Raw genomic sequence first — 16636 nt, forward strand, 5'->3', positions numbered from 1 at the left:
TTCGCATATTGGTACGATGTAATTACGCAGGTATGTTCCCGTTATACTGCTTCATTCTTTGCCGGTACATCCTGCTGCAGGGTTACACCTGCTGTATTGATCTCCACGGTGGGTTTCACATTCCATTGGGGACGCTTTTCCCGGAGGATGCCCTCAAACAGTTTAGACCTTTTAAGACCGGCGTTGCTCAGGAAATACCGGATGCTGGTACCCAGTACACCCATACCGTACTTGGCGCTGCGGCGGAAGTTAATGGAGGATGCCTCGTCAAAATATTTGGTGGGGCAAGTGATCTCGGCCACTTCATAACCTTTGTAGAAGATCTGCGCCAGCATTTCATTGTCAAATACAAAGTCGTCGGAATTCTGCTGGTACGGAATGGAGAGCAGTACATCACGATGGAAGGCACGGTAACCGGTGTGGTATTCAGACAGCTTTTGCCGCATCAGCGTGTTCTGGAACATGGTGAGCATGCGGTTGAAAACATATTTGTACATAGGCATGCCACCTTTCAGGGCGCCCATGCCCAGGATGCGGGAGCCCAGCACCACGGGGTATACGCCGTTGGCAATCACGCTGGCCATGGAGCTTAGCAGGGCAGGGGTGTACTGGTAATCTGGGTGCAGCATGATCACGATGTCTGCCCCCAGTTCAATGGCTTTTTTGTAACAGGACTTCTGGTTGCCACCATAGCCTTTGTTCTTTTCGTGGCATACAATGTGGGCAATGCCTAAATGCTGGGCCACCGCCACGGTGTCGTCTTTGCTGGCATCATCCACCAGGATCACATCATCTACAAGGTTGCGGTCTATTTCTTTATAAGTGCGGTCCAGGGTCCTGGCCGCGTTGTAGGCGGGGAGTACCACCAGCACACGTTGTCCGTTGATCATAGCAATCGGTTTTAAGAGCTCGTAAAATTTGCTGTAGCAGCAGGGTTATTTTTATAGCACTGAAGTTAAATGGAGTGGTGTGCAAAGTGGCTGCAGGAGCGGGTTTTAAACAATCCGTTTTAGCGAAAACCCCGATGCGTTTTTTGATTTAGGGAGCATGTGTACAAATTGTTATGCATCGGGGTTATGAGATCGGGAGTGCTGTTTATGGTTGCCGTATCAGCGTACCTGTGAAGAGGATAAGGGGATCAGTTGTTTTTTAGGTTTGATGTCTTGCTTCTTCCTGGACAACTGCTGCGTCATATACAGGCAAAAGAAAAACAGGAGGGTCATGGGCAGCAACTGATACCGCATTACCACCGGCGTGGCAAACACGCTGAAGCCAAAATTTACCAGCAGGAAAAAGGCCGCCAGTACAATGCCGCTAACAGGGAAGTCTCTCCAGTAGCGGATCTTCCCTGACACGATGAAGTCCACGAAGCAGATCAGGAAATAGAGATTGAGGATGAAGAAACAGAAGGGGTAATAACTAAAGAAGGCCGCCGCGGCCGCGGGGTTTATCCGCGTATATACGGCAGGGTTATCCAACTCAAACCAGGCGGCCGGGCCGGTAAACATTTCCGGGAGGCCCAGGTTGTAGTTACTGTATTTTTCCAGGTAAGGCAGGAAATAGTTACGGGTGTTCGGCCACAGGTAGTACCGCGCAAAGGGCACCGGGTAGTGCATGATGAGATAGCGGCCATATGCCTTATAAGTGGGTGACACGGCGCCCCAGGCCTGGAAGTTGTCACGGCTGCTGTGTGCCTGGAACTGGTGACTGTTTGCCCACGCTTGCAGGTAAGGCTTCAGGATGGCATTCCGGTTTTTAATGAAGTAAGTGCCTTGTATAGCGGCCAGGTCATCGTCTGTAGGCGCTGCGCGCTGGAAATAGGCCCTGGCGCTATCATCCAGCACCCGCAGTTCCGGGGGCAGCTGGTTATTGTCTACCTGGATATGCCCATACATGTACAGTGCATTATTGGCCAGTTGCCAGCCGCCAAACACGGAAAATTCCGGCGTGCCGGTAATGGCTTTCGTGGCATCCTGCGTGTGTTTGATAAAAGGGAGGATGAAGAGCCATGGCATCACTATCCCCGCCAGCTTTACACGCGGCGTGTAGCCGGAAACGAGGATGGCAAACAGGCTCACTACCGGGTAATAAATGGCCGTGTAGCGGATGGTGAACGCAAGCCCGATCAGCACTGCCTGGAAACAAAGGTTGATGAACGTGGGCTTGTGCAGCATCCAGAGGTATTGGGAAAACAAGATGATACTTACTGCAAAGAACAATGCATCACTGAGCACAAAATTGCAAAGCAATAACAATGCGGGATTAAAGAACAGGAAGATAAATAGCAGCGTTTTATTCACCCCGGACAACTGGAACAGGTAGAGCACTGAGTAGAAAAAATACAGCAGTGAAAACAGCAGCAACACGTACTGGCACAATACCAGGAAATAATCCGATGTGTTGATGCCATGAATGAAATTAAGGAAGGCGGAATAGCCTGTTGGCCAGAGGTTCACGGCCAGGTGCTCGCGGTTGGTGGAAATGTAGCTGGCGGAATCTGAAATAAAATCCGGGAAGGGATACAGCCATTTAAGGAGCAGGAACTGTGCAAAGCCGGCCACCAGGGCAATGATCAGGTACTTCCGGCCCACCTGGTTAATAATGTGTAGCATAAAGGGGCAGCATATGAGTGAAAGAATACGGAATGCTATGCAAGCTGCCCCGGTGAGTACCCGAAGCGTTTTTTAAAGGCCCGGCTGAAGTTCTGGGGCCAGTAACCCAGCGTGTAGGCCAGTTGCTTTACACTGTACTGCTGCTGGTGCATCAGCTGCAACGCCCTGCGCAATTGCTCCTCTTTTCTGTGATGCGCGGCACTGTGGCCATACACCTGCTTAAACCCGTTGTTCATGCGGTACAGGCTCATATCAAATTGTTCGGCCAGTGTTTGGAGGGAAGGCGGGGCGTCGCCGTTTACCAGGCACGCTGCGATGGCGTATACTTTTTCCACATCAACATCCTGCAGGCGCAGGCTTCCGCTGCAAGGGCCTTCCGGCAGTTGATGCGCGGCCGCCCGTACCAGTTGCATTACGATGGCTTCGTTGCTGTACATTGTTTGCTGTGGGTGCAGCAGCATGTCCATCCAGCTCATTACCTCCAGGCCCGCCACCACGTTGTGTTGGCGGCGCAGGTGGGCGCGCGGCGCTGCGTCTTCCTGCAGGAGTGCCTGCAAGGACGGATGATCTTCCGCCAGCCCGGCCAGCAGAGCGGGCGGGAGCAGCACCTGCACAAAGGAAAAAGCCTGCTGCGGGCGCAGGGGCCATTCCATCAGGGTGCGGGGAATGTCCACGATATTATAACCGCGTTCCAGGAAGGTGAGCTTGCCCAATTGTGGTAAGTACAGCTCATGGCTGCGGCGCAGGCCCATATGCAGCATGGTAAGCGGTTCGCTGAGCAGCAACAGCGTGTCCTTTACAAAAGAATAAAAATGACAGATGCGCACCTGGAAGCCGGCCACCGGTATTTCCTGGAAAATAAAATAACTCAGTCCTTCACTGCCGGTATAGCATTGGGTGGAGATACCGGGTAGTACATGATCAGCAGCCACCAGGGGGACATCTGGTATGCAATGCAGTTCGCCATACCTTTTAGAATAAAGTTGGAAGGTCATGGTGTTCCAGGTTTAATGGTGTAGTCCGGGCTAACCAGGGTGATTAAAACAAGGTCCTCAGCTCGTTCATAACGTGGCATTCATGGCAGCATGCACGGGATCAACAGCGTGCTGGCAATTTACAACAACGGGCTGCAAAGCCGCAGCAGTACTGGGTTTGGTTGAATGCGAAATGGCGGCGGGCATTCGCTAAATTGGTACATTGTACTTTGTATAAAAAAGACAACCAGTCCCTTTTACAAGGACTGGTTGTCTTTTTGCATAACGCGCTATTACGGCTATTTTACGTGCTTAGCTACAAATTTGGTCAGGTCGAACATAGATACCTGGTCTTTGCCGTCAAACAGTGGTTTCAGTTTGGCGTCGGCATTGATCATTCTCTTGTTGGCAGGGTCCTGCAGGTTGTGGGCCTTGATGTAGTCCCAGATCTTTTTGGTTACCTCGGTGCGGGGCAAAGGCGTAGTGCCAATTACCGCAGCCAGGGTGGCGCTGGGTGTCAGCGGAGTCATAAAAGCGCTGTTTGCAGCCTTCTTGGGAGCGGCGGCTTTTTTAGGAGCGGCCTCTTTTTTGGCAGCTGCCTTCGGCGCTGCTGCTTTGGAACTTTTTGCCATATGATAAGATCTAATTGGTTAGTGATGATCTAAATATACGAATTTCAAAGGATTATAACCAGGTGTGGCCGGAAAATCCGCTTTTGGCGCGGGTTGCAGGGCTGTTCCCGAGGGGGAATGCCAGGTAGAAGCTCACAGAAGGTCTTCAAAACCAGCTCACTAGCTATGGCAAAACGGCAGTAAAACCAGGGTGGAATTATTTATCCCCAACGCCTGTGCATAACGCTAATTCCCTGGGATCGACAGTTTTTTGAGCCGGTGACGGGCCTTTTCCAGCTTCAGGGCCACCATGCAGTAGGTAATGCCGGCAGAGAGGAAAGAGAGGCCGGTAAAGGTGATCAGGGTTACCGCCCCGGCAGCTGGTACAAACAAAACGCCGATGCCCAGCAACAGGCTCACGGCCCCGCCAAAGATCACCCAGCCGGCGCCGGTGATGTGCAGGTGGCGGCCCTCCAGCCCCAGGCTGATCAGCACCCCGCCCGCATATAAAATGTAAAAACCCACTATAAAAGGCAGCACTGCCGCAGAGATCAGCGGATCGCCCAGCAGGATGAAGCCGATCACTGCGTCCACCACGCCCGATGCCAGCGTCCAGCCCCAGCCGTGCAGGCTTTCCCGGTTAGTGATGGCGAAGGCTACCTTGAAAATGCCACCCATTAAAATGGCCACGCCAAAGAATACAGCCAGGGCAAGGTAACTCTGGGCCGGGTATACGAAAGTAACCACCCCCGCGAGGATGAAAATAATGCCGGTAATGAGCAATAGCCACCAGTTCCTGGTTTCCTGCTCCAATGCTGAAATGATGCCCGCCATAAAAGAATAGTTTAAGTGAAAGATAAAAAAGATTCACCATGAAAACATCTCCTGCGGTGGTTTTGTTTGATATGCTGCAAGGTTGGAATGCAGGCAAGTCCCGGAAGTTGAAAGGGATCAACACAAAAGGGCTGCACCGTTCCAGGTACAGCCCTTTTGTGTAGGTGATAGCGATCGTTTAATGCATGACCAGCGTACTGCCCAGTTGCTCCAGCGATTTACCTTTGGTTTCCGGCATCATCCTCCACACAAACAGCAGTTGCAATACCATCATGCCCATGAAGATCAGGAACAGGTTGCCCAGCCCGATGGTGCTGTTCATCACCGGGAAGGAGAACGCGATCACTGCCGCCAGCACCCAGTGCGTAGTGCTGCCCAGGGCCTGTCCCTTGCCTCGCAACGTGTTCGGGAAGATCTCCGACAGGAATACCCAGATCACCGCGCCTTGTGAGAAGGCAAAAAAGGCAATGTAGGCAAACAGGCAGCTCATAACGGCAACGGGTATACGTGGATCGTTGGACGCGCTTTTATGGAAGAAAGAATAAGCTACCAGTCCCAGGGTGACAATGAGCCCGAAGGAGCCCACCAGCATGAGGGACCTGCGCCCAAACCGGTCAATGAAATTCATGGCCAGCAGCGTAAAGATGAAATTCACAGAACCCACGCCTACGCTGGAAAGCAGGGAGGCTTTCTCGCCAAAGCCCGCTTCGGAAAAAATGCGGGGCGCATAGTATAAAATAGCGTTGATACCGGATAATTGGTTGAAGAAGGCAAACAGTACTGCCAGCATAATAGGGGTTTTGTTCTTCATGGAAAACAGCGGCTCTTTTGCGGCTTGTGCCTGGGTTTGGGCGGTGGCCAGGTCCTGCTGTATTTGCTGCGCCGTAGCCGCCGCGGTGTCTGGGTTAATGACGCGCAGGATGTCCAGCGCAGCGTTGGTATCCTGCTTGTGCTGAATGAGCCAGCGGGGGCTTTCGGGCACGGTTCTCAGCAGCACCAGGAAGAGGAGGGAAGGCACGGCCTGTACGCCCAGCATAATGCGCCAGGGCTCTTTACCAATGTCGCCTACCAGGTAGTTGGAGAGATAAGACATGAGGATGCCCAGTACGATATTGAACTGGAAAAGCGCCACCAGCCTGCCCCGGCGCTCCGCCGGTGCAATCTCTGAAATGTAGATGGGAGCTGTAACGGAAGAGGCGCCTACACCTAGTCCGCCTGCAAAGCGGAAGAACAGGAAAGCATACCAGTTGGTAGAAAATGCGCTGCCCAGCGAAGAAATGAGGTACAATGCGGCAATGATGTAAAGGGTTTTCTTACGGCCCAGCGCATCAGACGGGAGCGCGCCCATGAGGGAGCCGATCACGGTGCCGATGAGGGCAATGGAGATGGTGAAGCCATGCTCCACTTCAGAAAGCTGCCAGTACTTTTGAATGAACTGCTCTGCCCCGGAGATCACTGCGGTGTCGAACCCAAAGAGGAAGCCGCCCAGTGCAATGACAATGGACCAGAGAAATACACGTTGTTGTTTCATGTGGTGGGAGTGGAATTTTTTAGTAAAGAATAAGCGTGGTCAGGGATTGAAAATAATAAAATAAAGAGGAATGTGGGGTGTTTTTCGGAGCGGTAGAAGGCACAGGGAAAAACAAGCGGGACTTACTATACATCCCGGGGCCGGACTGCACTTTCCTTGCTGGGCAGGGCTCATTACCTGGAACTGGGCACTAATAAAGTTGTATTATTTGGTAACATCGGAGAAAAGCTGCCTGCCTGGATGCAGGCAAGCTGCAGATTATTGCTTCCTCCCCTTAGGCGCCTGGTATTCTAAAATATCCCCGGGCTGGCACTCCAGTATCCCGCAGATCATTTCCAGCGTGGAAAAACGGATGGCCTTGGCCTTGCCGGTCTTCAGGATAGACAGGTTGGCCAGCGTAATACCCATTTTTTCAGACAGTTCCGTGAGCTGCATTTTGCGCCTGGCCAGCATCACGTCCAGGTTTACAATGATCGGCATGTTATACAGTTAATTGTTGTTCTGAATAGATTTCTTCCCCACGGCGAAACAGCACGGCCAGGCAAAGCAGGAGCAGGCCCATGATAATGCCGCTGCCTACCTCGATCTCCAGGCTCACCCTGATGCCACGGCCTGCCGGGAACATGCCGTTGCAAAAATGCTGGAACAAAGCGTAGTACACGATCTTCAGCACATCCACGCCAATAAATACCAGCGCTATGTTGCGGATACGCCGGCCCACCTGCCCGGGAAATGGTTCATCTTCACTCACCTTCCGGAACACCTGCCGCAACAGCCATAGCCCGTAAATGACGGCCATGCCCTTTGCACAGCTAAACAACAGGATGAGCATACCCAAAGGGCTGAAGTAAAAAGCAGACAACCGGTAGTGAGCTCCCGGTTGCTCCCGGATAGCCACGCGCGCACCGGCCGGCATGGAAATGGTGTCCGGTTGGTGCCTGGCAGCTGCCTGGCCAAACAGCTGCACCGGGGCGCTCACGGAGAGCCCGTCCGGTACACCACCCGCCCGGGGGTCTCCCTTTTCAGTGGACAGGGTATAAATGAAAAAAGCTACTGCCAGCACGGCCAGTACAACGGAGGCATTTAAACAGAGGCGTACCCCGGTGCCTACCACGCTGAATAATCTCTTGGAGCGCATAACATTTGTTTTAGTCTGTCAAAGCTATTTATTGTTTTTCGATAAACAAAATAAATTTATTGTTTTTCGATAAATATGTATCAAGAAACGATGACCGGCAAATCTATTACCTTTGCCGCATGGATTATTTCAAAAAGCAGCTGGAACTCCTGCAACTGGAACGGGAAGAAGACAAGAACGCCTATCAGTTACTCATTGCATCGTCGTCTGTGGCGGACCGCCGCGCAGCCGGCATGGCCTGGTATCCCATCGCCATCCGCGATACTGAACTGGGCCGCGGTGATTACCTTACCGTGGAAGCAGAACGCACCACCCACCAGGACGTTGCACACCAGCTGCGCTTTGGCGTATCCGCCGCCTTATTCTCTAACCATGATCCCAAAAACGACCGCCTGGAAGGCACCATCACCTGGCAAAGCGGTAACCGACTGAAGCTGACCCTGCGCACGGATGAATTGCCGGACTGGGCGGACAACGGGAAGCTGGGCATAGACCTGCTGTTTGACGACAACAGTTACGATGAAATGCAGTCCGCGCTCAAGGAAGCGGAAATCCGCAAGGATAAAGGCAATGAAGGCCACCTCATTAAAGTACTGCTGGGTGAAAAACCTGCCACTTTCCACCATGAACTGGTCACCTATCATCTTCCCCAGCTCAATGCTTCCCAGCAGGCGGCCGTGGAAAAGATTATTGCTGCCAATGAAATTGCCATCGTGCATGGCCCTCCCGGCACAGGAAAAACCACCACGCTGGTGCAGGCTATCAAAGCCTTGTGGAAACTGGAGCACCTGCCCATCCTGGTAGCAGCACCCAGCAACACGGCGGTAGACCTGCTCAGCGAGCGGCTTTCCGCGGAAGGGCTGAATGTACTGCGCATAGGCAATCCTGCCCGTGTGTCAGCACATCTGATGTCGCTTACGCTGGATGCCCGCATTGCGGAGCACACCAGCATGAAGGAGATCCGCGCCCTGAAAAAACAGGCCAATGAATTCCGTGACATGGCGCATAAATACAAGCGTAATTTTGGCCGGGCGGAACGCGAGCAGCGCAAAGCCCTCTTCACGGAAGCCCGCAATATCATGAAAACTGTAAGCGATACAGAGCAATACATCATAGACGATGTAATAGCCCGCGCCCAGGTGATCACCACCACGCTGGTGGGCGCTAATCACTACACGGTGCGCAACCTCCAATATAAGACCGTGGTGATAGACGAAGCTGGCCAGGCGCTGGAACCTGCCTGCTGGATCCCCATCCTCAAAGCAAAAAAAGTAATACTGGCAGGCGATCACCAGCAACTGCCGCCCACCATCAAATCGAATGAAGCAGCGCGCCGCGGCCTCAGCACCACCTTGCTGGAAAAGTGTGTAGCACTGCACCCGGAGGCGGTGGTGATGCTGGAAGAGCAGTACCGTATGCACGCCACCATTATGGGGTATGCTGCTGCTTCGTTTTACAACAGCCAGCTGCGTGCGCACGCCTCTGTGGCGGAACATACCCTGTTCACCGACGATTCGCCCCTTGCTTTTATCGACACGGCCGGTTGTGGCTTTGAAGAAAAGCAGGATGGCACCAGCACGACCAATCCTGAAGAAGCGGCTTTCCTCTTCAAACACCTGGGCCGCCTGGCGGTGGAGCTGGATACGCATTATCCCGTGGACCAGTTTCCCAGCATTGCCGTGATCTCCCCGTACAAACAGCAGGTAACGCTGCTGAAAGAACAGCTGCAACACGCGCCGGACCTGCATAAATATGGCAACCGGATCTCGGTAAACACGATCGACAGCTTCCAGGGCCAGGAGCGCGACATTGTATACATCAGCATGACCCGCAGCAATACGGAAAACAAGATCGGTTTCCTGGCAGATATCCGGCGTATGAACGTGGCCATGACCCGCGCCCGTAAAAAACTGGTGGTGGTAGGGGATAGTGGTACGCTTTCCCAACTGCCCTTCTACGCAAATTTTATTACCTACGCAGAGCAGCACAATGCTTACCTCAGCGCATGGGAATTTATGGATTAAGACAGCACCTTTTCACGAAAACGTTTTCGTGCAGGCGGATGGCCCTCCGGCCAGTATCCATGCGGGTTTGCGTACCGGAAGGGCCATTGCAGGAATGAAATTTAACGAGTAGATTTAACCATTACTAACAAACCGTTCCATGCGTAAGCTTTTCGTATATACCACCACGTTATTACTGCTTTCCCTGGCAGCATTGGCCCAGCAAAAAAATAAGCCTGCTTTCAAGGTGCTGGCGTTCTTCACCGCAAAGAACGACCTGGCCCATATCAGCTACGTGCACGAAGCCAACAAATGGTTTCCTGCAGCGGCCGCAAAGTATCACTTCCAATACGACTCCACCAACGATTGGTCCAAGCTCAATGCAGATACCCTGTCCCAATACCAGGTGGTGCTCTTCCTGGATACCCGCCCTGAAGTACCCGCGCAGCGTGCGGCTTTCCGGCAGTACATGGAAAAGGGCGGAGGCTGGATAGGCTTCCACTTTGCCGCCTTTGGCCTTACCCCCAGTGATGTGCCCCAGAACTGGGACTGGTTTCACAATACCTTCCTGGGCTCCGGTCAGTTTGTAAGCAATACCTGGCATCCCACGCCGGCCATCCTGCGCGTGGAAGACGCCAAAAGCCCGGTGACAAAGGGCTTGCCCCCTACTTTTAAAACAGCCCCCAATGAATGGTACCGCTGGGAGCACGACCTGCGTAAAAATCCCGGCATTGATATCCTCCTGGCGGTAGACAGCAGCAGCTTTCCCCTTGGCACCGGCCCCAAGCCGCAGGAGATCTGGCACAGCGGTTACTACCCGGTGGTGTGGACCAACCGGCATTTCCACATGGTATACATTAACATGGGCCATAATGATATGGATTATGATGGCGGCACCAACCGCCAGTTATCGTCCACTTTCTCCAGCCCGGACCAGGATAAAATGCTGATCAATGCCCTGTTTTTCGTAGCAGGGGTAAAACATTAACGTATGGCGCAGGAAACGCCTCCGCTGATCGTTACGCTGGAGCTGGATGGGGCTGCACACCAGTTCTTCACAGCACAGCGTACCCGGTATTTTCCTGCGCATACCAATTACCTGGAGGCCCATCTTACTTTGTTCCATCACCTGCCCGGAAATAATGCGGAAGTGATGGACATCCTGGCGCGGGAAGCCGCCGGTCCGCCGTTTTCACTGGCCGTGACCGGCCTGCATAATATGGGTAACGGGGTAGCCTATACGTTGCAATCAGATCACCTGCAGCGGCTACACCGCCGCTTGCAGGAAGCGCTGCGGCCATGGCTCCTCCACCGGGACCTGCAGCCCTGCTGGCCCCACATCACCATCATGAATAAGGTTACGGCTTACAAAGCGCTGCGCACCTGGGCGGAGTTGTCTGGCGGGTTCCGGCCCTTCCGCGTGGAAGCATGGGGACTGGGCTACTGGCATTACCACAAAGGAGCCTGGGAAGCGGCAGGTAACATGCCTTTTACGCAACCTGGCGGGAGCCCATGAAGCGGCACGGGTATGTAAAAAGCGGCAGGCGGCGCGCCTGGAAACGGGCGCAGGTCAGTGAAGCGGCATAGGTGCGCCGGGAACGGCTCAGGGCCGGTGTTTCACCAGGTGCAGGTAGAGTTGGTTATTGTTCCTTGCAAAACCGGCGTTCTCAAAAAAACCGGCTGCCACCATATTGCCGGGGTGTGCTTCCAGTTCCATACCGGCAAAACAGGGATCCCCTTTTTCAGCATTTATCAGCGCGTGGATAAACTGGCTGGCAACAAAGCGGCCCCGGAACTCGCGACGGATAAACAGTTCGTCCATGCCCAGCATTAACCCACCGTATTCATCGCTCCAGAAACGGAATACAATGGCATAACCGATCACGGTTTCAGGGTTCTCAATCATCAGTACGGCGCCCATGTTAGGATTTTCTTCATAGAACCGGATAGTGGCAACGATCCTGTTCTCCGCCCTGTCTTTGCGGCTTTGGATTTCCTGGTACAGCAGCATAGAGAGGTTGGTCAACTCTTCCGCGTCCATGAGACTTGCCTTTCTGTGTGAAGTCTTCATTATAAAAATGCGGTTTAAAAACGTGTTGGAAAAAGTACGTGGAGACGGCCTGCAAACCGGGCAACAAATTGAAAAAGGTAAATGATGATCTGTGTACGGGTGGTGTTGTGCAAAAGAAAAGGGCCACAGGGGTGAACAGTCCTTGCAGCGCCGGGTCCTGCCTTTTATTAAATGGGTTGGTTGTCTGTTTAGTTTACAGTTTCAAAACTATCAAGTGCACCAGCGGTGCGCAATGGAGATCCTGTTGCTACTGTTGTATATTTTATTGTTTTTACCGTGGGCGGCATCCCTTTACCCGTTTGTTTTTGCTGGTATAAATCATGCTTATCCTGGTAGAATGGATCGCTTTGCGGAGCGGTCTGCATGCATTTATTAGCATGGCACAACTTCTTTCATCAACCAATGTTCCGCGGGTATAGTTATCCCGTAACGACCGCATATGCGATACTTGGTTTTCCAGTTAATTACATTGCTACGGTCTGTATACCAGCATCGCTACTGGCCGGCAGATGCCGGTAGGCTGTACGCTGCCGGTGCCGGTTGCGCTTTGCCTGGAGATCAACCAGGAGGTGCTGATCAGTATTCTGCCGGAAGAAGCGGATGGACAGGCCTGCCTGCGCATGCAGGCGGCGGGCCTTCCAGGCAGACCCGGTAGCCCTGGTGGGGCGGGACCATTTTGGCATGCTGCTGATGCCAGGAACAGGCGCCGGGTGATGATGTGTCTGTCTGACACGATTAAATGGCGGACTGGAATGCCTTACCGGTAAGCATTCTGGCAGAATGCAGGGAACTGTTGTATAAGTAGTTATATTTGCCCTGACTACACAACATTTTTTGATTTTTGAACACCTGTTTAAATGCACCTATAGGCAGGAAGTGTGAGGATCCATTGTAATAACCCGCCTTGTTTTTTTGAGAGACCAACATCATTGTATGCGAAAGAAGATCCTGATAGTAGAAGACGAGCTGATTGTAGCGGGTGACCTCCGGTTGCTCCTGGAACGCTCCGGCTACGAGGTTTGTGGCATTGCCCGCTCTGTGCAGCGTGCCCGGGAAACGTTGCCCGTGGCCAGGCCGGACCTGGTGCTGCTCGATATTTATCTTAAAGGGGACCTTACCGGGATAGACCTGGCCAGGGATTTGAATGAGCTGCGTATTCCTTTCGTTTATCTTTCTGCCAATTCCAACCAACAGGTATTGGAAGCGGCAAAGCTTACCCAGCCTTATGGATTTATTGTAAAGCCTTTCCGCGAGAAAGATGTGCTGGTGACGCTGGATATTGCCTGGTACCGCTATGAGATAGACCGGCAGGTACAAGGCATGCCGGCCCGTGCGCCACAAGCCGCACCGCCGGCCCCTTTGGAAGCGCCCCCGGCCCCTGTACCGGCGGCATCTGTTACGCAGCCTTTATCGCTCCCCAATTTCGACGGCATCATTGGTGCCAGTGACGGGATGCTGGATGTATTTGAACTGATCCGCCAGGTGGCCCCGCTGGATACGTCTGTACTGGTACTGGGGGAAAGCGGTACCGGCAAGGAAGGTGTGGCCAACTGCATTCACCAGCGCTCTTCCCGCCGCGGTAAGCCTTATGTAAAGGTGAACTGTGCCGCCCTGCCGCCAAACCTCATAGAATCCGAGCTGTTTGGACATGAAAAAGGATCCTTTACCGGCGCGGTGGAAAAACGCATCGGCAAGTTTGAAAAGGCCAATGGCGGCACCATCTTCCTGGATGAAATAGGAGAGATGCCGGCAGATATGCAGGTGAAGCTGCTGCGTGTGCTCCAGGAAAGGGAGATAGAGCGCATTGGGGGCAATGGCCCCATCAAGGTGGATGTGCGCGTAATAGCGGCTACCAACCGTAACCTGGAAAAAGAGATTGCCCAGGGTAATTTCCGCCTGGACCTGTATTACCGCCTGCACGTATTCCCCATTGAAATACCGGCCCTGCGTGAGCGCCGCGAAGATATTCCCCTGCTGGTGCAGTACTTCGTTCAGTTCCACGCCAGCCGCGTGGGCCGGGTGATAGACCAGGTAGATCCTGCGGTAATGCGCGCACTGGAAGCCTACCCCTGGCCGGGCAATGTGCGGGAGCTGCAAAACCTCATTGAGCGCAGCGTGTTGCTCAGCAAGGGCAATATCCTCAAAGAAGTGGCCCTGCCCAACCAGCCTTACGAGCAGGCGCGCAGAACACCGGCGCCACAACAAACGGACGATGCTGCCGCCGTAAAAACCATCGTGGAGATAGAGCGCGAACATATCATAGAGGTGCTGAAGAAATGCAATCACCGCATTTCCGGCCCCGGTGGCGCCGCAGAGCTGCTCAATCTTCCGCCCAGTACCCTTACTTCCAAAATGAAGAAGCTGGGCATTGTAAAGAGGCATACCACCTGATCCGCAACACTGGCCTGTGTTTTTCCTGGTGATCCATGGATACAGGGTTTCCCGCAGGCCAGTGTTTTTCTGGTCACCTGTAACTCACCTGGCTTTCCCACGGGCCTCTCTATCCTAAATATCCATAGCTTTCCGGCTTTTGTCCATGGCAGGTGGCGGCCGGCCATTTTATCTTTGCACCCGTTAACCCTCTTGCATACCCGCTCCCGAAAACGCCATAACATTTCGCAAGCCCTTTCGCTAATTCACGATATATCGCAAATCTTAATGCACTGGCTTATCTGCAAGTTATTGTAAGTCAATTATTTAACGGTTTGGCAAGCTGTTTGGCTAATAGATCATCGAATTGACTCACCTAAAACTTTGCATCGTGATTACACAGTTATCAAAACCAGTTACGGCGTACAGGAACATTGTCGCCAGCCCGGCCCCCGGCACGGACAAAAAAATGTCGTTCGAGGTCAGCAACCTGTCAGACTTCCTCCGGGAAAGAGCTGCACAGCAGGTGAACGCTTACCGCCATGATTGCTTCATGGTGCTTTGGGTACGCCAGGGCTCCGGCGTGTACCAGATAGACATGAACCGTTATGAGATCAAGGCAGACACTGTGTACTTCCTGGCGCCGGGACAGATAGACGTGTTGCAGGCCAGCGAAGATCTGGATGGTTATGTGATCAGCTTCAGCAACGAATTCCTGAACCTGTATGAAAACAATTTCGACCTGCTGTTCAATACCGGTTTGTATTACACCCTGCCATATTCCCCTTTCATTAAAGTGCAGGGCGAAGACATGGTGGCAGAACTGGAACACATGGTGCTGAAAATGATAAAAGAATACCGTGGCGGTCACCGCCTGCGTGCAGAAGTGCTGCGGGGCAACCTGAAGCTGTTCCTCATCTACCTGATCCGCCAGGATGAAAACGCCGCTTATTCTTACCCCACCAAAAAGTTTGAACTGGTAAAACGTTTCCTGCAACTGCTGGAAAAGGATTTTGCCACCAAGAAACTGGTGACCGACTATGCAGATGAACTGGCGGTAACCCCCAGCTATCTCAATATCATTGTGAAAAAAGTGTCTGGTTTTCCCGCCAGTTTTCACATCCAGCAGCGCATTATCATGGAAGCAAAACGCCAGGCTTTTTATGCGGATATGACCATGAAAGAGATTGCCTATGACCTGGGTTTTGATGATATAGCCCACTTTAGCAAATACTTTAAGAACGTTGCTGGTACCAGCTTTACGGACTTTAAGAAAGAGGTGCAAACTCATTTGTGTCTCTAAGGGAATTCAACTTGAAATGTACAAGTTGAATGTGTGAATGTCAATTGCCAGGAGACTGTAGATCGTTTAATTTTGTATTGCACTGTTAGGAAAGCTTTTCATTATAGTAATGGGAAAAATTACGCATGGAAAAGCGATTACGACAGGAAATAAAGTAAAAGATTGGCAGTATATAGAACGGATCAGTATAGCAGTAAGGCGCAATGACGCAATAGACCGGATGTAAACAAATGCGAATAAAAGGAACGAAGAAGCGTTAGCACGGATCAAAGGATCAACAGGAAGGGCCTGGAAGGCATGCCCGGCGTGTAAGGTGGTTAGGAATGGTTACATAATTATTTAGCGCCGGGCGTCTTTCAGGGATCACAACGGGTTATTTTTTTTGACAGGTTAGACAGCTCCGCCTGTTTTAATGGAAATGGTGGCGTGGAGGCAAGATTATAAACAGGAGGTTTTTTTAGAAAGGTTTTAATGATCAAGGCAACAAGGCCCGGTTCTTTTGATGGACCGGGCCTTGTTGCGTTTACGGATGGGTGGGGGGTGTTACTTTTTTCCTTATGAGTTGATGAAGATCCTCGCCTCCAAAATCGTTATCGTAGTAATAAAGCGTATCGTTTTCGAGGGACACCCTTTTGAGCAAGTCACTGTCTGGTACAAAATCACCACCGGTAGGAACCAGGAGCTCGTCCATCACCTGCTCCCATTTTTTGTTTTTGAAGGTGTAGGTGCTGAACCAGTAGGTATTGCCATTTTGCGGTTCCATAAATACACTGAAGTCATCGGCATTATCGTGATTCAGGTCTCCTTCCGGTACCAGCCGGGCTTCGCAGCAGCCAATGGGCAGTGCGGGAATAGTGGTGTCTGAAAAGTGTACTTCAAAGGCGCCCGGGGAGCCGTTTTCCATCGGGTTACCACGCTGGCGCACTGTGCGCACCGTAAAGGCCATCTCCGTTTGCCCGTCCCCGTTAAAGTCACCGTTCAGCGTGTCGGTGAAGGGAACGTCATAATCGGAAAATGTAGTGTCCCACGCCGGGTCATCATCACTGGGAGCATTAGCAGCGGGCGTGGTATCTGCAACGGGTGGGGGAGTGGCAGGTGTACTTTGCACAGGCGCCGTTTGTACATGGCAGCAGCAAAACAGGACCAGCGCCGCCAGGGTTAATTTTTTCATGCATAGGGATTTCGGCAA

At 52.5% G+C, this 16636-nt stretch carries 16 protein-coding genes; 5 read left to right on the forward strand and 11 right to left on the reverse strand.

Annotation, left to right across the window (positions count from 1 at the left end; all coding sequences use genetic code 11):
- Positions 1–41: 41 nt before the first annotated feature.
- From DCC81_RS20070 to DCC81_RS20105, 8 genes are all read right to left on the reverse strand, one after another.
- Positions 42–890, reverse strand: a complete 849-nt coding sequence (locus tag DCC81_RS20070) for a glycosyltransferase family 2 protein (protein WP_108688475.1) — start codon at positions 888–890, stop codon at positions 42–44.
- A gap of 219 nt (positions 891–1109) precedes the next feature.
- Positions 1110–2612 carry a hypothetical protein gene (locus DCC81_RS20075; RefSeq protein ID WP_108688476.1) on the reverse strand — a complete coding sequence of 501 codons (1503 nt, stop codon included), beginning with the start codon at positions 2610–2612 and terminating at the stop codon, positions 1110–1112.
- Positions 2613–2647: 35 nt separating this feature from the next.
- Positions 2648–3607: a helix-turn-helix transcriptional regulator gene (locus DCC81_RS20080; protein WP_108688477.1), complete on the reverse strand. Its 960-nt coding sequence runs from the start codon at positions 3605–3607 to the stop codon at positions 2648–2650.
- A 278-nt stretch (positions 3608–3885) separates the two neighbouring features.
- On the reverse strand, positions 3886–4218 hold the full coding sequence (locus DCC81_RS20085; protein WP_108688478.1) for an SWIB/MDM2 domain-containing protein: 333 nt from the start codon (positions 4216–4218) through the stop codon (positions 3886–3888).
- A 225-nt stretch (positions 4219–4443) separates the two neighbouring features.
- Positions 4444–5031 carry an HdeD family acid-resistance protein gene (locus DCC81_RS20090; RefSeq protein ID WP_108688479.1) on the reverse strand — a complete coding sequence of 196 codons (588 nt, stop codon included), beginning with the start codon at positions 5029–5031 and terminating at the stop codon, positions 4444–4446.
- Positions 5032–5209: 178 nt separating this feature from the next.
- Positions 5210–6562, reverse strand: coding sequence for a sugar porter family MFS transporter (locus DCC81_RS20095; RefSeq protein WP_108688480.1), 1353 nt, complete (start codon positions 6560–6562; stop codon positions 5210–5212).
- Positions 6563–6820: 258 nt separating this feature from the next.
- A complete protein-coding gene (locus DCC81_RS20100) occupies positions 6821–7042 on the reverse strand; it encodes a helix-turn-helix domain-containing protein (RefSeq protein ID WP_108688481.1) in 222 nt (73 codons plus the stop codon).
- 1 nt (position 7043) lies between these two features.
- Complete coding sequence (locus DCC81_RS20105; RefSeq protein WP_108688482.1) at positions 7044–7700, reverse strand: DUF2975 domain-containing protein; 657 nt, start codon at positions 7698–7700, stop codon at positions 7044–7046.
- Between the two features lie 119 nt (positions 7701–7819).
- Between DCC81_RS20105 and DCC81_RS20110 the strand changes: the two genes are divergently transcribed.
- The 3 genes from DCC81_RS20110 to DCC81_RS20120 all read left to right on the forward strand — a co-directional run bounded on the left by DCC81_RS20110 (position 7820) and on the right by DCC81_RS20120 (position 11219).
- Positions 7820–9724 carry an AAA domain-containing protein gene (locus tag DCC81_RS20110; protein WP_108688483.1) on the forward strand — a complete coding sequence of 635 codons (1905 nt, stop codon included), beginning with the start codon at positions 7820–7822 and terminating at the stop codon, positions 9722–9724.
- A gap of 139 nt (positions 9725–9863) precedes the next feature.
- The gene (locus DCC81_RS20115) at positions 9864–10691 is read left to right on the forward strand and encodes a ThuA domain-containing protein (RefSeq protein WP_108688484.1); all 828 of its coding nucleotides are present in this window, start codon (positions 9864–9866) and stop codon (positions 10689–10691) included.
- A gap of 3 nt (positions 10692–10694) precedes the next feature.
- On the forward strand, positions 10695–11219 hold the full coding sequence (locus tag DCC81_RS20120; RefSeq protein ID WP_108688485.1) for a 2'-5' RNA ligase family protein: 525 nt from the start codon (positions 10695–10697) through the stop codon (positions 11217–11219).
- 87 nt (positions 11220–11306) lie between these two features.
- Here the strand turns inward: DCC81_RS20120 and DCC81_RS20125 are convergent, their stop codons facing one another.
- Entirely contained in the window at positions 11307–11774 is a 468-nt protein-coding gene (locus DCC81_RS20125) for a GNAT family N-acetyltransferase (RefSeq protein ID WP_108688486.1), read from the reverse strand.
- 464 nt (positions 11775–12238) lie between these two features.
- Positions 12239–12457: a hypothetical protein gene (locus DCC81_RS20130; protein ID WP_108688487.1), complete on the reverse strand. Its 219-nt coding sequence runs from the start codon at positions 12455–12457 to the stop codon at positions 12239–12241.
- A gap of 250 nt (positions 12458–12707) precedes the next feature.
- On the opposite strand from DCC81_RS20130, the gene DCC81_RS20135 reads away from it, so the two are divergent.
- A complete protein-coding gene (locus DCC81_RS20135) occupies positions 12708–14165 on the forward strand; it encodes a sigma-54-dependent transcriptional regulator (protein ID WP_108688488.1) in 1458 nt (485 codons plus the stop codon).
- 370 nt (positions 14166–14535) lie between these two features.
- Positions 14536–15447, forward strand: a complete 912-nt coding sequence (locus DCC81_RS20140; protein ID WP_133177737.1) for an AraC family transcriptional regulator — start codon at positions 14536–14538, stop codon at positions 15445–15447.
- A 523-nt stretch (positions 15448–15970) separates the two neighbouring features.
- Here DCC81_RS20140 and DCC81_RS20145 read toward each other — a convergent pair.
- On the reverse strand, positions 15971–16618 hold the full coding sequence (locus tag DCC81_RS20145; protein WP_108688490.1) for a hypothetical protein: 648 nt from the start codon (positions 16616–16618) through the stop codon (positions 15971–15973).
- Positions 16619–16636 lie beyond the last annotated feature (18 nt).

The sequence above is a fragment of the Chitinophaga parva genome, assembly GCF_003071345.1.
GTDB classification, from domain to species: Bacteria; Bacteroidota; Bacteroidia; order Chitinophagales; family Chitinophagaceae; genus Chitinophaga; species Chitinophaga parva.

Coding starts and splice junctions, on each gene's coding strand:
- DCC81_RS20085 (WP_108688478.1), bottom strand. CDS start 4,218: ATGGCAAAAAGTTCCAAAGCAGCAGCGCCGAAGGCAGCTGCCAAAAAA.
- DCC81_RS20075 (WP_108688476.1), bottom strand. CDS start 2,612: ATGCTACACATTATTAACCAGGTGGGCCGGAAGTACCTGATCATTGCC.
- DCC81_RS20115 (WP_108688484.1), top strand. CDS start 9,864: ATGCGTAAGCTTTTCGTATATACCACCACGTTATTACTGCTTTCCCTG.
- DCC81_RS20105 (WP_108688482.1), bottom strand. CDS start 7,700: ATGCGCTCCAAGAGATTATTCAGCGTGGTAGGCACCGGGGTACGCCTC.
- DCC81_RS20135 (WP_108688488.1), top strand. CDS start 12,708: ATGCGAAAGAAGATCCTGATAGTAGAAGACGAGCTGATTGTAGCGGGT.
- DCC81_RS20070 (WP_108688475.1), bottom strand. CDS start 890: ATGATCAACGGACAACGTGTGCTGGTGGTACTCCCCGCCTACAACGCG.
- DCC81_RS20145 (WP_108688490.1), bottom strand. CDS start 16,618: ATGAAAAAATTAACCCTGGCGGCGCTGGTCCTGTTTTGCTGCTGCCAT.
- DCC81_RS20090 (WP_108688479.1), bottom strand. CDS start 5,031: ATGGCGGGCATCATTTCAGCATTGGAGCAGGAAACCAGGAACTGGTGG.
- DCC81_RS20110 (WP_108688483.1), top strand. CDS start 7,820: ATGGATTATTTCAAAAAGCAGCTGGAACTCCTGCAACTGGAACGGGAA.
- DCC81_RS20080 (WP_108688477.1), bottom strand. CDS start 3,607: ATGACCTTCCAACTTTATTCTAAAAGGTATGGCGAACTGCATTGCATA.
- DCC81_RS20120 (WP_108688485.1), top strand. CDS start 10,695: ATGGCGCAGGAAACGCCTCCGCTGATCGTTACGCTGGAGCTGGATGGG.
- DCC81_RS20095 (WP_108688480.1), bottom strand. CDS start 6,562: ATGAAACAACAACGTGTATTTCTCTGGTCCATTGTCATTGCACTGGGC.
- DCC81_RS20125 (WP_108688486.1), bottom strand. CDS start 11,774: ATGAAGACTTCACACAGAAAGGCAAGTCTCATGGACGCGGAAGAGTTG.
- DCC81_RS20130 (WP_108688487.1), bottom strand. CDS start 12,457: ATGCCAAAATGGTCCCGCCCCACCAGGGCTACCGGGTCTGCCTGGAAG.
- DCC81_RS20100 (WP_108688481.1), bottom strand. CDS start 7,042: ATGCCGATCATTGTAAACCTGGACGTGATGCTGGCCAGGCGCAAAATG.